The following is a 14412-nucleotide window of genomic DNA, read 5'->3' as shown; positions in this document are numbered from 1 at the left end:
GCCCCGATGCTATGCGAGGCGAAAGAAGGCGCTGCCATCAGAGCGACAACGCGACCCGTTCACCCTCGATGACGGCGGAGTGCGCACGCCGCGGGGCGAGGACGTCGCCGATGCGATGCACGTCGAAGCCCGCGGTAGTCAACGGGGCCCACAGGTCGTCGTCGGGCTCCTGATGGACGGAAACCACCACCCAATCGACGGTCAGTCTGCTGACCCGCCCGGTCGGGTGATGCAGCAACGCAACGGCGACCCGCGATTGCTCGCCGGGGTCACTGCCGGTCGGCACCACCTCGGTCAACTGGGTGATGCCCTTGCGGTGCGCCCGCTGATTCCAGCCCTCGAGGTCCAGGGTGATGCCGAGGTCCTGACCGACGATCATTCCCGGTGTACAGATCGTGACCTCGCACCCGCCGTCCGCAAGGAACTCCGCCACCGACGTTCCCTGGTGGAACCCCAGGTCGTCGACCACGAGCACCGTCCCCTGCGGCCCGGCCCGTCCTTCGAGGACGTCGCGCACATCCACGATCCGATCGGATCGGCCGGCCCAGTGGGGGCGCACCGGACGAGCTCCCGTTGCCAGCACCACCACGTCCGGGGAGCACCCGGCCACGGCCTCTGCCGTCGCCGGTGTGCCGGTGCGCAGATCCACCCCGAGACGGCGGCACTCCTTCTCCAAATTCGTGACCAGACTGAGTAATTCACGGCGGCCGGGTACCACTGCGGCAGTACGGACCTGTCCCCCGAGTTCCCGCGCCCGCTCGTACAGCGTCACGGTGTGACCACGCAGCGCGGCCGTCGCGGCTGCCTGCAATCCCGCCGGACCGCCCCCGACCACAACAACACGGCGCCCGCGGACCCGCGGTTCGGGCAGTGCCACGGATTCCTTGCCCGCACGCGGGTTGACGACGCAACCGAGCCACCGGCCCAAGCCCATCCGGCCGACGCATTCCTGATTGCACGACAGGCACGTCCGGATGCCGGCCGTGTCCCCCGCCAGCGCCTTCCCGGCGAAGTCGGGATCGGCGACCTGTCCGCGCACCACACCGATCAGGTCGCAATGGCCCTCTGCCAAAGCCCGGTCGGCCTGAGCTGGATCCGTGAACCGTCCGACACCGACCACGGGAAGACCCACCCGTTGCCGGATGGCGTTCGGAATGAACAGTGCATAGCCGCGGGGCACCGCCATCGACGCTTCGATCATGTGCAGGGTTTCGGTGGCCATCCCGATCGAGGTGTTGATGTAGTCGACCTGCCCACAGGAATCGACGAAGGTCGCCACCTCCACGGCCTCGTCGAGCTCGACCCCTCCGTCGAACCGATCGTCACCGGCGAGCCGCACCCCGAGTGCGTGGTCCGGTCCGATCGCCTCGCGAACCGCGGCCACGACCTCGAGGAGGAACCGTGCGCGGTTGCGGAGCGAACCCCCGTAACGGTCGGTGCGCTGGTTGGTCGCCGGCGCCAGGAAGCTACGGACGAGCGAAGAATGGGAGCACTGCAGTTCGATGCCGTCGAAGCCGCCGCGGATGCACTGCTCGGCGACGAGTGCATACCCCTCGATCAGCGTCCGGATCTCCCCGCTGTTTACCTCCTTCGGTACTTCACGAAACAACGGGTCGGGTACGGCACTCGGCGCCCACAGTGGCCGACGCGAATACAGGCTCGACCCCTGACCACCGTTGTGGTTGAGCTGAGCGAGAATCGGTACGCCGTACCCGTGCACGGCGTCGGTGATCCGCCGATACCCGGGCACCACCTCGGGGCGGTAACCCGCGATCACCTTCTCGTACGGCCAGTCACCCGGATGGGTGGCATGTTCCTCGGAGATGATCAGCCCGGCCCCGCCCCTCGCGCGCGCCGCGTAGTAAGCGGCGTGTTGCTCGGTGGGGAGTCCGTCGACGGCGTATCCCGTGAGGTGCGCCGAGAAGACCACCCGATTGCGCACGGTGAGCGGTCCGAGGCGCAACGGGGTGAAGAGGTGACGGTAGGCGGTGTTCACACCTTGGTGTTGCCCATGTCGAGAGCGACCTGACTTCCGGTGACCGTGCGGGAACCGTCACCCGCCAGCCACAGCACCGCATCGGTGATGTCGTCGGTGCCGGCCAGCGGATGCTCGGTGAGGATCGTTCCGAAGCTCGACAGATAATGGGGGTGCTTCTCGAGTATCACCAGACTGCCGGGGTCGGTGCCCATCGGGGTCTTGACACCGTACGGGTGAATCGAGTTGACCCTAATCTTGTACTCGCCGAGCTCTTTTGCCGCCGTCTGCGTCAGGCCGACCAAGCCGAACTTGGAAGCTGCATAATTGGCCTGACCCGGCAAGGGTTTGATACCGGCGACCGAGCTCACGACGATGATGGACCCACCCCGCCCGCCCTCGATCAAAGCCGGCACTGCCGCCTTCAATGTCTTCCACGCACCCGTGAGATTGACATCGATCAGCGTCTCCCACTGCTCGTCGGGCATCTCCCAGAATCTGCTCCAGTTACAGATGCCCGCATTCGCGATCACGATGTCGAGCCGCCCGAACTGTTCGACGCCCCGATCCACCACAGCCCGCAGCGCGGCGCTGTCCCGGACGTCGGCCTGCTCGGCGAGGATCTTGCCGCCTTCGGACTCCACCAGTCGCACCGTTTCGGCCAGATCGTCGGGCGTCGCCGGTTCATAGGTGTTGTACGTCGATACCGGTCCGCAGATGTCGACGGCGATGATCGCCGCGCCCTCACGGGCCAGCCGCACAGCGTGCGTCCGCCCCTGCCCTCGGGCGGCCCCGGTGATGAACGCTACCTTGCCGTCGAACTGTCCCATGACATCGTCCTATCTCTCGTTGACGCGGGTAACCGAAGGGCATGTGCCTCGAGGCGGCCTTCGCGGATCGCTTCGAGAAGTGTTCGGGGAGCGACGCAGTCACCGACCCGAACCGCGCCGGAGCGCAGAGTGTTGTCGGGTAACCGGGGTGAACAGTCGATCACGGCGGCACACGGCACCACTGTTTCCGTACCGGTGTACCGATTCCGGATCCGCGCACCCGAGTGTCCCGCCGACACGATTCGGCTCGACAGGTGACGGGCGACTCCTGCCCGTTGCAGACGCCCGTTGGCGTCGAACAGGTCGCCGCTCGGGCCCAGACGCGATCCGGCCACCGGGTCGGGAGTCACCACACCGACCTCGCGCCCCGACGCCGCGAGCCATTCGGCGAGGGCGACCGCGATCGGGCCTCCGATCGGATCGAAGACCAGGACCGGACCCTCGTGCAGGGCGGCGCCGCTCAACACGTCGACGGCGTCGACGCACTGGGTGGTCCCGTCGACGGGAAATGGCGCTGGGCGGGGCCGGCTACCGGTGGCCACCACCACGCTCACCCCGTTCTTGTGGGCGGCATCGATGTCCGCGTCGGACACAGTGACACCGAGGCGGAAATCGACACCCAAGGACCGGCACTCGGCTTCGAGCCAGTCCGTCAGAGGCTGCAGGTGCGGTGCATCGGCGGCGGCTGTCCTCACCAGACCGCCGAGGCGGTCTGCCGCCTCGGCGACCGTGACACTGTGACCGGACGTCGCGAGGATTCGCGCCGCTTCGAGTCCCGCCGGCCCCCCGCCCACCACGAGCGCCGTCTCCGCATCTGCGGATATACACGGATACGGTTGCGGTTCCGGTGGGTCGACGACCTCGTGCCCGGCGGTCGGATTGCCGACACAGGTCACGAGAGGATTGCGGGGGTCACGCACCCGGCAGGTCTGATTGCACAGGATGCAGGGTCGTGGCGCGGAACCGCTCCGGATCTTGGCGACCAGATCGGGGTCCGCGATCTGCGCTCGCGTCATCTCGATGACGTCCGCGACACCGTCATCGAGCGCCCGCCGAGCGAGAGCGGGATCGATCACGCTGCCCTGCAGGGCGACCGGAACGCCGCCCGCCACCGCCCGCCGAACAGACAAGCACGTATCCGTGTTGAATCCGGCCGGAGTGTGAAAATCGGGACGGTACGCCGTGACCGACAGTGCGCCGCCGCGGACCACGACCAAGAGATCGAGCGCACCGGCCAAGCTTTTCGCCTGCTCTGCGGCGACGTCGGGTGTGATGCCGCCCCACGACGTCCGCTCGTCGCACGAAAGACGCAGCGACAGCACTCGCCCCGGACCCAGTTCCTCCCGGACAGCGGTAATCACCTCGCGGGTGAGCCTGAGACGGTCGACCCCGTACTCGTCGCCGCGTACATTGGTGAGCCCCGAATGGAATTGACGTAGTAGCCCCCTCGGCCCGGCGTCGAGTTCGACCCCGTCCATGTCCGCCTCGACCACACCGACCGCGGCGGCGCGGAAACCCTCGACGAGTTCCTCGATTTCACGCCGCTCCATCTGCATCGGCATCTCCCGCGACACCACGTCGGGCACGCGGGACGGTCCCCACAGCACGGACTGTGAATAGGCGCTCGAGCCCTGGAGTCCGGTGTGGCCCAGGCCGGCCAGCACCAGAGTGCCGTGTCGGCGGCACGCCGACACGACGTCACGCCAGCCGTCAACGCAGTCGGCAGCGAGTGGCGCGCGCTCGTAGGGCCAGTCGGAGGCGTGCACCGACGCGACCTCGGTGACGACGATTCCCGCACCACCTCTCGCCCGCCGCTCGTAGTACGCAACGTGACGCGGGGAAATAGACCGTCGCACACCGAGATTCGTGACGTGTGGACCGAAGAGCACCCTGGAGGAGGCATGACGCCCCGCCAGGGTGATCCGGTCGGTCAGCTGCGCAGCCATCTACGCGTGTCGAGTCAGGATTCAGCGCCCAGGACGCGTTCGAATCCGGGCGGGATCACAACGTCGGATGCACTGAGGTCGTGAATGGACGAGTGCCCCAGTCCGAGGAGCGCCGAATCGATGCCACCACGAAGGACGTCGAGAACGTTTTCGACACCGGCCTGACCATTCGCCGAAAGGCCCCACAGGTACGCGCGGCCGATCATGACCGCCTGGGCGCCGAGAGCGAGCGCCTTGACGACGTCGCTGCCGCGGCGGACGCCACCGTCCAGAAGGATCTCGACCTGATCGCCGACCGCATCGGCGATAGCAGGCAGCGCCCGAATCGGCGCAGGTGTGCCGTCGAGGTTGTTACCACCGTGATTGGACACCGAGATGGCCGTGACACCGGCGTCGACGGCACGCTTGGCGTCGTCGATGCGCATGACACCCTTGAGCATGAACGGTCCACCCCACTGCTCACGGAGCCACGCGATGTCGTCCCAGGTGGGCAACGGTGTCTGCATCCATTCGCCGTACGCCCCGAAGAACGTGGGCGGTTCCTGACCGGGTGCCGCGAGGTTCGGTGTGGTGAGATCCGGGATCTTCCGCGTCTTCGCGAACTCGTAAAGCCACTTCGGACGCGTGATGCCTTCCGGTGCGAACTGGATCATCGCCTTCAGATCCATCTTCTCCGGGATGGCCGGGCTGCCCCAGTCGCGCCCGTAGGAGAAGGACCAGTCGGTGGTGATGATCAGCCCCGTGGCGCCGGCCGCACGAGCCCGCTCCATCCGCTGAATCAGCACGTCCCGGGTACCGACCCAGTACATCTGGAAGAAGGTCTGGGGATTCGCCGCGGTGACCTCTTCGACCGACTTGCTCGCGAACGAACTCAAGCCGATCGCCGTCCCCCGCGCCGCCGCAGCACGTGCGACCGCGACCTCGCCGTCGGGGTGCACCGCCTGCACACCGGTCGGGGAAATTACGACGGGAAGCGAAATGTTCTGCCCCATCACGGTGGTCGACAGCTCGCGCTTGTCCGAGAGACCGACGGCGTGCGGGGCGAACCCCAGCTCACCGAACGCGGTGACATTGTCGTCGACCGTCAGCCCGCGCTCGGAACCGGCGATCAGCGCCGCATACACGGACTTCGGCAAACGCTTCTTCGCGCGACGCTGGGCCTCGGCCACAGTCTCGAAGAACGGATTCTTACCCATGTCGAAAAAACCTCTCATACCGACAGACGGTTTACGTCTGTTCCATTCCCGCAAGCGGGTTCTCGTCACAAATCTTGGCGGGCGGACGCACCATCAACGTCAGCGGAACCGGTGCCCGCGGAGTCCGACGCTGGCCGGTGCGGGAGTGGTCGACGCTGGATTTCGGAATGTCGCCGCGCTCACCTGCGAGCGCCGCCTCGCCGTATCCCTGAACACATTCGGGGTCGGGCCCGTCCATCGGAAGTCCGGTGAAGAACTTCGCGGCCATACAGCCGCCGCGGCAGGAGTCGTAGTGGGCGCACTTGCTGCACGCTCCCCCGGTCTGCGGAGACCGCAGTTCCTGGAACAGGTCGGAGTGCTGCCACACATGTTGAAAGCCGCCGTCCGCCAAGATATTTCCGGCGAGGAACTGCTCGTGAATGGCGAAGGGGCACGCGTAGACGTCACCGATCGGGTCGATCAGGCAGACTACCCGGCCGGCGCCGCAGAGATTCAGACCCGGCAACGCGTCACCGTAAGCGGAAAGGTGGAAGAAGGAGTCGCCCGTGAGCACGCCGTCACCATTGGCAACCAGCCAGTTGTACAGCTCACGCTGCTGCGCCTGCGTGGGGTGCAGCTCGTCCCACACGTCCGCTCCTCGGCCGGACGGGCGCAACCGGGTGATGCGCAGGGTGGCGCCGTACTTGTCCGCCAGGGCCTTGAAGTCGTCGAGCTGGGACACGTTGTGCCGGGTGACCACCACGGAAATCTTGGCGTCCTTGAAACCGGCCTCGGACAGATTTTCCAGCGCCCGCACCGCCATCGCGAACGACCCCGGACCACGAACGGCATCATTGACCTCGGCCGTCGCGCCGTCCAGGGAGATCTGCACGTCGACGTAGTCGCTCGCCGCGAGCCGGGCGGCAACCTTCTTGTCGATCTTCACCCCGTTCGTGGAGAATTTGACTCCCACCTGGTGCGCGGTGGCGTAATCGACGAGCTCCCAGAAGTCGGATCGCACGGTGGGCTCGCCGCCACCGATGTTGACGTAGAACACCTGCATGCGCTGCAGTTCGTCGATGATCGCCTTGCACTGCTCGGTGCTCAGCTCCCGTGGATCACGCCGCCCCGACGAGGACAGGCAGTGCACACACGACAAGTTGCACGCGTAGGTCAGTTCCCACGTGAGGCAGATCGGGGCGTCGAGTCCCAGTTCGAACTGGTCGACGAGTCGGCCGACCGGGGCGAGCGAAGCGACGGGGGTTGTCACCGCGGAGGGCCTTTCGAGCATGGAGGTCATGGGCTGGATCCTCTGATACGGGGCGAAGAGAGCTGGTCAGACGGGGACGATCATGTGCGACTCGGCCAAAGTGCCGAGGGCTCGCGCATACTGCGGAGCGGTGTCGTCCCCGATGCCCTGCGCCCGCAATGCGGACCGGGCGTCGGAGTGGTCGGGAAGGGCCTCCACCACCGCGACGATTGTGCGGTTCTTCAGGAACGACAGCTTGCGTGTCCCGAAGTGGTAGAGCAGCGCCCCGAACGGCTCGGGACGCAGCGCCACCTGCGGATGAAGCTTCCAGCCCACATCGAGATCGATACCGGCTGTACCGGTCGCTGCGGGTGCTTCGGGCATGTCAGTACACGCCGCACATGCCGTCGATCGACACCTCTTCGACGAGAGATTCCTCGACGAGGTCGTTCTCCAGCACGTTGTTGTCACGATCGGACATGATTTCCTCCTACTGTTCGGTGATACGTAGGCGAGTTACTCGGATGCTTCCCGTCATAGAAGGACCCTTCTGTGACTCGCCTCACCACTGTAATGGCATCGAGTGCAGAATGACAGACCGGGAGGGACGAAACATGAAAAGTCGTCGAAAACCAGCCAGTCGGATAGGGCGACGCCCGTCCACAACGCAGGACCGGATCAGTACGGTGGGGATCGAGCTGTTCACCAGGCAAGGGTTCGATGCCACCAGCGTCGACGAGGTCGCCGAGGCATCCGGCATCGCCCGGCGCACCCTCTTTCGCTACTTCCCGTCCAAGAATGCGATCCCTTGGGGCGATTTCGACGCCCACCTCGCCGAGATGCGCGCTCAACTCGCCGCACAGCCGGACGACATTCCGATCGCGGATGGCCTCACGGCCGCCCTCCTCGAGTTCAACGCCTTCCCTGCAAGCGAGGAAGTCAATCACCGCAAGCGAATGGGCCTCATTCTGCGGGTACCTGCGCTGCAGGCATATTCGGTGGTGATGTACGAAGGATGGCGCAACGTCATCGCCGAGTACGTGGCCGGCCGACTCGGAGTCTCACCCACCGACCACATTCCGCGCACTGTCGGCTATCTCCTACTCGGGGTTGCGATGTCGGCATACGAGCAGTGGCTCGATGACGATTCCCTCGAACTGAACGAACTACTCGCCAGCGGAATGCAATCGCTTTACGATGGGCTGAGTTCCCTCGGCGAGCCCGACACACGAACCTGATCTCCTCCCGCCGTCACCACTAGGCAAGGTTGCCTCGAATGCCCTCCACTCTCGACACCCCCGCTTTCGACTCTCTCGCTCCGTGCGAATCCGGTCTCTGGTCACACGGTCACGTCACGGTAGAGCGCGTCACCGCCGGACCGCTCACGCTGACTCGCGACGGCGACTACTTGCGGGTGCGGCATGCCCTGACACCGGAGGATCTGAGCGAGCGGCTCGTGGCCTCGGTGACCGCGTCGATCGAGGACGCCGACTTCGGTCAGGACGAGTTCGAGTCGACCATGGTCGGGCTTGTTCGCTCCACCGTCGACGGTGCGCTCGAGGCCTGGACCGTCTACTACCGCAACTCTCTGGACGAATTGCTGGACGGCACCGCCGACTTCGCACCGATCCACGAGAAGGCGGAGGAACTCGTCCGCGGTTCCGTCCTGGACCTCGGGTCGTGCTTCGGATTCTTGCCCCTGCGACTCGCCCGCGCGGGGCGCTCCGTCACGGCGACCGACATTCTGCCCGGCACCATGACCCTCCTCGACGCCGTGGCACCAGAGCTCGGACTGGACCTGGACACCCTCGTCTGCGACGCCGCGCACGTACCGGTTCCCGACGACAGCTTCGACACCGTCACCGCCATCCACCTCCTCGAACACGTCGACGACAGCATCGGTACCGCGGTGATATCCGAGGCCCTCCGCGTTGCCCGCGACCGGGTTGTCGTCGCTGTCCCCTATGAGGACGAGGCAACCGCGTGCCACGGACATATCCGCACCTTCGACACCCGGTCGCTCACGAAGCTCGGCGAAGCGACAGGACGCCCGTTCGCGGTGTTCGAACACCACGGCGGCTGGCTCGTCATCGACTGCTGACCGCCTCACGATGCGCGCAGGTGCGCGGCCGCCGGTAGCGGTGGGGCCGTGGAGCGATAGTGGTGTCCGGTCGGGGTGCCGAGGTCGATGAGGTGGGTGCGGCCGGGACTGCGTAGTGGGCGGGCGTTCCATCCCGGTGCTTCCTTCGCGTAGTTGCAGGCCTCGCACAGCCCGGACCCGTTGTCCGCGCTGGTCGCACCCGCGTTGCTGAACGAGCGGATGTGGTCGTGATGGCGGATCGGGGCATCGCACCACGGTGTGCGGCAGGTGCGGTCCCGGAGATCGATCAGCGTCTTCAGGCTCTTCGGGAAGGTGCGCGACTGGGATTCCATCGCCGTCAACGCCCCCGACTGTGGGCACGAATACACCCGCCGCAATGTCGTCTCGGCAACTCCATCGATGGCGTCAGCCACCATGTGTCGTGCTATCCCCGCCGGCACCGGCCCGAACCCCTGAAGGTGGGCTGCCTCGTGGCCGCCGGCCAGCAGCGACTCGTCCGACAGCACCAGGTTCACCGACACCGGCACACCGGACGCCAGTGACGCTCCGGTGCCGCGCGCGAAAAACAGATCCACCATCACCTGATTGCGGGTGCGGCCACCACTGTTGCCGGTGGCGATGAGACTGTCGGCGTCCCGGCCCAGCGTGGCCCGCAGGCAGACAGCCTGTTCCACAGGCATCAACACGCTGAGATACGCCATCGAGTCCGGCGCCGGACGGGTGGTGACCCGTCGCTCCGAGATTGCCTTGCGGTGCCTTCGGACGACCGCCGCGGCATCGAGCTCGACCGCCAGGGCTTTCGCTCGTGCAACCAGACCCCGGTCGCCGACTCCGTCGAGAATGCCTGGGTCCGCGCACAACCGGCGATCGACGATCCCCCGATCATGCGCTGACAGACAGGCTGTCTCCCGTACCAACAATGTGGCCCGCCATTCGTTCAACCGCCCCGATCGCAACAAGTCCAGGGCGTGCGGCATTTCATGCACCAACGCCCGCGCGAACCCCAGATGCCGGCCACCTCGGTTCGGGGATTCCCTGCGCGCCAATGCAATTTGCGACGCAATCCCCCGGTCCCACTCGGACCGCGGCAGTTGTCGAGCTTCACGGTCGTGTCGGATACTCGTGGCGACGTTGTCGGTGATCACCGCCTGCACTGCGCAGCCCACCGACTTCAACGTCTCGATCGCATCGAGTAGATCGATGCCCAACCCCGCATCGCCGTCGGCAGAAGCCAGACGAAGCCGTGCGGTGAACGCATGCACCTCGTCCAGATCTGGTACCGCTAACTCCCCCATAACCAACCTCCCCCAAGGTCGTTCGAAACTTTGTTCGAGTCTAGCAACTGCGGGCCACCAGAGCAATAGCCAGCGCGAATCACATTGCCGCGCAGGGTTTTCAAAGCCTCGGACCACTACTCAGGGGCCGCGACGTGATCCCGACACGTCAGCACGAGTGGCGCGCCGTCGGTGACGGCGATGGTGTGTTCGCTGTGTGCGGTACGGGACCCGTCGGCCGAGCGGATGGTCCACCCGTCGCCGTCGTAGATGATTTTGTCGGTGCCGGCTGCGAGCCATGGTTCGAGTGCGAGGGTCAATCCAGGTTTCAGCTTCAGACCACGTCCGGCGCGTCCCATGTTGGACACGTGGGGGTCTTCGTGCATGGTGCGCCCGAGTCCGTGGCCACCGAATTCGGTGTTGACCGGGTACCCGTAGTCGGCGGCGACGGCGCCGATCGCAGCAGAGATGTCGCCCAGGCGGTTACCTGGCAGCGCAGCGGCAATCCCCGCTGCCAGGGCACGCTCGGTCGCCTCGATGAGACGCTCGTCCTCCGGCCGCGGAACACCCACGATCACACTCCGCGCCGAATCGGCGACCCACCCGTCGATCGATACCGCGATATCCATGCTCAGCAGGTCTGCGTCACGCAGAACGTAGTCATGCGGAAGCCCGTGCAGCACTGCATCGTTGACCGACAGACAGATGACATTGCGGAACGGCCCTCGCCCGAACGACGGCGCGTAATCCCAGTAGCACGACTGGGCACCGCGGTCGGCGATCAGCTGGCGGGCGCGGTGTTCGAGTTCGAGCAGGTTTACCCCCGGCTCGGCCCGGGAGGCGAGGTCGTCGAGCAGCTCGGCGATGAATACACCGGTGACCTGCATCGCTTCGATCTCCCGAGGGGTCTTCAATTCCAGCACAGATTTTCCTCTCCATCCGACCCGGTAGCCGGTATTAAAATACCACCATAGTCGATCGTCCGGTATTTTTATACCAACCGTCGAGTAGGCTGGTGGCATGGTGCGTCTCCCGCTCACTCCGGCCCAACTGGCGGCAGGTCAGCGCTTGGGCGCGTATCTTCGCCGTGCCCGGGGCGATCGCACTCTCGCCGAAGTTGCTCAGGAGGCGGCGATTTCACCGGAGACTCTGCGCAAGATCGAGACCGGCCGGATGCCCACTCCGGCATTTACGACAATTGCAGCTCTGGCCCGAGTCCTCGCCGTACCCCTCGACGACCTCGCGCACGCTACGAACTGGTGATGTCGCGTCGCCGGAACAGCACCACCCCGACGGCGATCACGACGACGGCGATCGTCGCGAGCAGCACGAGCGGAGCGGCCGTCACCTCCGCCGCGGGAACGGCGGGGACGTGTGTGAACGGCGACAGGTCGCGCACCACCTGAGGCAGACCGAGCAGTGGTCCGAGGAATCCGAAGATCAGGCAGGCGGCGAGCACGCCCCAGGAGAGCCCGGTCGACCAGGCCGGGACACCACCGAACGACACCACCACGACGGCCGCGACCACTGCGATCGCAGGCACGAAGACCAGAGCGGCACCGGTCAGATGCACCACCTTTCCCGGTACGTCGTCGGTCACGAGACCGTACGCGAGCCCTGTTGCCGCCCCGGTCAGTGCCTGCAGGACAACGATTCCCGACACGACCAGGCCTACATGCGCGAGCATCCACCGCGGACGCGAGAGCGCTGTCGCGAGAACCGGTTCGAGTCGTCCCGCCGTTTCCTCACCCCGCATTCGGAGTAATGCCTGTACGGCGTAGCCCGCGACCGCGATCGCCATCATGCCGAAGATGGCGGCAAAGTAGGCATCGACCATGTCGGTGGTACCGCCACCGAGCTGCTCCATCATGTCGGCCACCTGCTCGCCCTCGCCGAGGAAGTCGTCGATCTGGTCCGCGATTGCGCCGTACACCACGGCGAGGACGGCAATGCCGAATGCCCACCAGAACAGGATCGTCCGTTGTATCCGCCACGCCGAGCCGAGCGGCGTCGGCAACAACCCGGACGCGCGGGCGGGGCCGGGGCGGGTCGGTACGAGGCCCGAGCCGATGTCCCGGCGTTCGGTGAGGGCGAAGCCTACCGAGCCGACCGTGAGTGCAAACAGGACAGGCAACGCCAGCACCCACCAAGCATTGTCGTCGTAAGAACGGACCTGTTCGGCCCAGCCGATCGGCGACAGCCAGGTCGGCCAGCTACTCGCCACCCGGGTGCCGTTTTCCGTCACCGTCCCCGTCATGTCGCCCACTGCACGCAACAGGAACGCCACACCCAGGGCGGCGCCGGCCAGTCCGTTGGCGGTGCGGGCACTGTCCGTCACCTGCGCGGTCACCGCGGCGACGGCGGCGAACGCGATGCCGGCCCCCGCGACAGCCGCGCCCAGAGCCACAGAACCCGCGAACGGCAGACCCTCCGCGACCAGAACGACGACGTTGATCAGTCCGAGAACCATATTGGCACCGACCGCGACAACCAGTGCGGCCGTGAGCAAGGCTCTGCGCCCGACGACGGCGGCCTCGACGAGTTCGGCGCGGCCGGTCTCCTCGTTCTGCCGCGTATGCCGCACGACGAGCAGGGTGGTCATCAGGCCGGCAGCGAGAGACAGCGGCATGACGATCTGGCTGGCGAGCACGGCACCGACGCTGTACCCGGACACCAGACCGTTGGTGGCCAGCGCGACCGGTGATGCCGCAGTGGCCACCGCGAAACTGCGCAGGTCACCCTCCGTGGGATACAGGCCGAGCACACTCGACGCCGAGAACGCCTGCAGCGCTGCGAGTGCGAATAACCACACCGGCAGCTGGATACGGTCACGACGTAACGCGAGCCGCACCAGCCGGGCGGTCCCCGCGTACTGCCCGCGCCCCACCTTCTCCGGCGCCGTCACGGCGCTCATCGTGTCTGCGCCCCGGATTCGGCGCGCCGGTGGTTCACGCCCTCACGGGCCAGTTCGTCCCCGTAGTGCCGTAGGAACAACTCCTCCAACGTCGGTGGCGTCGACGTCAGCGACGAGATGCCGAACGACAGTAGGTGGCGCAGCACCCCGTCGATCGCACTGGTGTCCACCTCACATCGAGAGTGCAGGCCGTCGACCCGCACGTCGTAGACCTCCTCGATGCTCTCGAGTCCGGTCACCGGCCGCTGTGTCTCGGCCGTGATCGACGTACTCGTGAGATGACGCAGTTCCGCCAGTGTGCCGGTCTCGACGGTCCGGCCCTCGCGGATGATGCTCACCCGATCGCACAGCGCCTCGACCTCCGCGAGAATGTGGCTCGACAGCAGGATCGTCCGTCCCGAGTCGGACATCTCCTCGACGCAGTCCTGGAACACCGACTCCATCAGCGGATCCAGCCCGGACGTGGGTTCGTCGAGCACGTACAGTTCGACGTCGGACGCGAATGCGGCCACCAGCGCGACCTTCTGCCGGTTGCCCTTGGAGTACGTGCGCGCCTTCTTCGTCGGATCGAGTTCGAACCGCTCGAGCAGTTCTGCACGCCGGGTCTCGTCGAGACCGCCGCGCAACCCCGCGAGGAGATCGATCGCCTCACCCCCGGTGAGATTGGGCCACAGATTCACATCACCCGGAACGTAGGCGAGCCTGCGGTGCAACGACACCGAATCACGCCACGGATCCCCGTCGAGTAGACGCGTGGTACCCGAGTCGGCGCGAAGCAGTCCGAGCAGGACCCGGATGGTGGTCGACTTGCCGGAGCCGTTCGGCCCCAGGAAACCGTGCACCTCACCGGCGCGCACCTCGAGATCCAGGCCGTCCAGGGCGCGGGTGGCGCCGAACGTCTTCACGAGTTTCTCCACCGAAATCGCAGCAGCCATGGTAGGGACGGTA

The 14412-nt window shown here is 66.3% G+C and carries 14 protein-coding genes; 3 read left to right on the top strand and 11 right to left on the bottom strand.

Annotated features, from left to right (window positions below; genetic code table 11):
• Positions 1 to 37 precede the first annotated feature (37 nt).
• The 7 genes from GFS60_RS25460 to mftA are packed head-to-tail and all read right to left on the bottom strand — an operon-like array spanning position 38 to position 7656.
• On the bottom strand, positions 38 to 1996 hold the full coding sequence (locus GFS60_RS25460; protein WP_159925561.1) for a mycofactocin system FadH/OYE family oxidoreductase 2: 1959 nt from the start codon (positions 1994 to 1996) through the stop codon (positions 38 to 40).
• Positions 1993 to 2805, bottom strand: a complete 813-nt coding sequence (locus GFS60_RS25455; protein ID WP_109331691.1) for a mycofactocin-coupled SDR family oxidoreductase — start codon at positions 2803 to 2805, stop codon at positions 1993 to 1995. Before GFS60_RS25455 ends, GFS60_RS25460 begins: the two co-directional genes overlap by 4 nt.
• The gene (locus GFS60_RS25450; protein WP_159925559.1) at positions 2781 to 4751 is read right to left on the bottom strand and encodes a mycofactocin system FadH/OYE family oxidoreductase 1; all 1971 of its coding nucleotides are present in this window, start codon (positions 4749 to 4751) and stop codon (positions 2781 to 2783) included. Before GFS60_RS25450 ends, GFS60_RS25455 begins: the two co-directional genes overlap by 25 nt.
• A gap of 14 nt (positions 4752 to 4765) precedes the next feature.
• Positions 4766 to 5947 (bottom strand): pre-mycofactocin synthase MftD, encoded by a 1182-nt coding sequence (gene mftD, locus GFS60_RS25445; RefSeq protein WP_159925557.1) that lies wholly within the window; start codon positions 5945 to 5947, stop codon positions 4766 to 4768.
• A gap of 31 nt (positions 5948 to 5978) precedes the next feature.
• Positions 5979 to 7226 carry a mycofactocin radical SAM maturase gene (mftC, locus tag GFS60_RS25440; protein ID WP_159925555.1) on the bottom strand — a complete coding sequence of 416 codons (1248 nt, stop codon included), beginning with the start codon at positions 7224 to 7226 and terminating at the stop codon, positions 5979 to 5981.
• 36 nt (positions 7227 to 7262) lie between these two features.
• The gene (gene mftB / locus GFS60_RS25435) at positions 7263 to 7559 is read right to left on the bottom strand and encodes a mycofactocin biosynthesis chaperone MftB (protein ID WP_159925553.1); all 297 of its coding nucleotides are present in this window, start codon (positions 7557 to 7559) and stop codon (positions 7263 to 7265) included.
• A gap of 1 nt (position 7560) precedes the next feature.
• Positions 7561 to 7656, bottom strand: coding sequence for a mycofactocin precursor MftA (mftA, locus tag GFS60_RS25430; protein WP_005573048.1), 96 nt, complete (start codon positions 7654 to 7656; stop codon positions 7561 to 7563).
• 133 nt (positions 7657 to 7789) lie between these two features.
• Between mftA and mftR the strand changes: the two genes are divergently transcribed.
• Positions 7790 to 8413 (top strand): mycofactocin system transcriptional regulator, encoded by a 624-nt coding sequence (mftR, locus tag GFS60_RS25425; protein WP_109331699.1) that lies wholly within the window; start codon positions 7790 to 7792, stop codon positions 8411 to 8413.
• Between the two features lie 38 nt (positions 8414 to 8451).
• Positions 8452 to 9276 carry a mycofactocin oligosaccharide methyltransferase MftM gene (gene mftM, locus GFS60_RS25420; RefSeq protein WP_159925551.1) on the top strand — a complete coding sequence of 275 codons (825 nt, stop codon included), beginning with the start codon at positions 8452 to 8454 and terminating at the stop codon, positions 9274 to 9276.
• 5 nt (positions 9277 to 9281) lie between these two features.
• Here mftM and GFS60_RS25415 read toward each other — a convergent pair whose 3' ends face one another.
• Both GFS60_RS25415 and map read right to left on the bottom strand, forming a co-directional pair.
• Entirely contained in the window at positions 9282 to 10571 is a 1290-nt protein-coding gene (locus GFS60_RS25415) for an HNH endonuclease (RefSeq protein WP_159925549.1), read from the bottom strand.
• A gap of 116 nt (positions 10572 to 10687) precedes the next feature.
• Positions 10688 to 11473 (bottom strand): type I methionyl aminopeptidase, encoded by a 786-nt coding sequence (gene map / locus GFS60_RS25410; RefSeq protein WP_159925547.1) that lies wholly within the window; start codon positions 11471 to 11473, stop codon positions 10688 to 10690.
• A 97-nt stretch (positions 11474 to 11570) separates the two neighbouring features.
• Here map and GFS60_RS25405 point away from each other — a divergent pair, with 97 nt between their 5' ends.
• Positions 11571 to 11813 (top strand): helix-turn-helix domain-containing protein, encoded by a 243-nt coding sequence (locus tag GFS60_RS25405; protein ID WP_159925545.1) that lies wholly within the window; start codon positions 11571 to 11573, stop codon positions 11811 to 11813.
• Here the strand turns inward: GFS60_RS25405 and GFS60_RS25400 are convergent.
• Both GFS60_RS25400 and GFS60_RS25395 read right to left on the bottom strand, forming a co-directional pair.
• A complete protein-coding gene (locus tag GFS60_RS25400) occupies positions 11800 to 13464 on the bottom strand; it encodes an ABC transporter permease (RefSeq protein WP_159925543.1) in 1665 nt (554 codons plus the stop codon). The two genes, GFS60_RS25405 and GFS60_RS25400, sit on opposite strands and share 14 nt — an antisense overlap.
• The gene (locus GFS60_RS25395; RefSeq protein WP_159925541.1) at positions 13461 to 14399 is read right to left on the bottom strand and encodes an ABC transporter ATP-binding protein; all 939 of its coding nucleotides are present in this window, start codon (positions 14397 to 14399) and stop codon (positions 13461 to 13463) included. Before GFS60_RS25395 ends, GFS60_RS25400 begins: the two co-directional genes overlap by 4 nt.
• Positions 14400 to 14412: the final 13 nt, after the last annotated feature.

This window comes from Rhodococcus sp. WAY2, from assembly GCF_009859915.1.
Taxonomy (GTDB): Bacteria; Actinomycetota; Actinomycetes; order Mycobacteriales; family Mycobacteriaceae; genus Rhodococcus_F; species Rhodococcus_F oxybenzonivorans.
This window is presented reverse-complemented; position numbering and strand designations above follow the sequence as displayed.

Excerpts from the sequence above, each read along its gene's own strand:
- GFS60_RS25455 (WP_109331691.1), bottom strand. The coding sequence starts at position 2,805 with ATGGGACAGTTCGACGGCAAGGTAGCGTTCATCACCGGGGCCGCCCGA.
- GFS60_RS25450 (WP_159925559.1), bottom strand. The coding sequence starts at position 4,751 with ATGGCTGCGCAGCTGACCGACCGGATCACCCTGGCGGGGCGTCATGCC.
- mftD (WP_159925557.1), bottom strand. The coding sequence starts at position 5,947 with ATGGGTAAGAATCCGTTCTTCGAGACTGTGGCCGAGGCCCAGCGTCGC.
- mftC (WP_159925555.1), bottom strand. The coding sequence starts at position 7,226 with ATGACCTCCATGCTCGAAAGGCCCTCCGCGGTGACAACCCCCGTCGCT.
- mftB (WP_159925553.1), bottom strand. The coding sequence starts at position 7,559 with ATGCCCGAAGCACCCGCAGCGACCGGTACAGCCGGTATCGATCTCGAT.
- mftA (WP_005573048.1), bottom strand. The coding sequence starts at position 7,656 with ATGTCCGATCGTGACAACAACGTGCTGGAGAACGACCTCGTCGAGGAA.
- mftR (WP_109331699.1), top strand. The coding sequence starts at position 7,790 with ATGAAAAGTCGTCGAAAACCAGCCAGTCGGATAGGGCGACGCCCGTCC.
- mftM (WP_159925551.1), top strand. The coding sequence starts at position 8,452 with ATGCCCTCCACTCTCGACACCCCCGCTTTCGACTCTCTCGCTCCGTGC.
- GFS60_RS25415 (WP_159925549.1), bottom strand. The coding sequence starts at position 10,571 with ATGGGGGAGTTAGCGGTACCAGATCTGGACGAGGTGCATGCGTTCACC.
- GFS60_RS25405 (WP_159925545.1), top strand. The coding sequence starts at position 11,571 with ATGGTGCGTCTCCCGCTCACTCCGGCCCAACTGGCGGCAGGTCAGCGC.
- GFS60_RS25400 (WP_159925543.1), bottom strand. The coding sequence starts at position 13,464 with ATGAGCGCCGTGACGGCGCCGGAGAAGGTGGGGCGCGGGCAGTACGCG.
- GFS60_RS25395 (WP_159925541.1), bottom strand. The coding sequence starts at position 14,399 with ATGGCTGCTGCGATTTCGGTGGAGAAACTCGTGAAGACGTTCGGCGCC.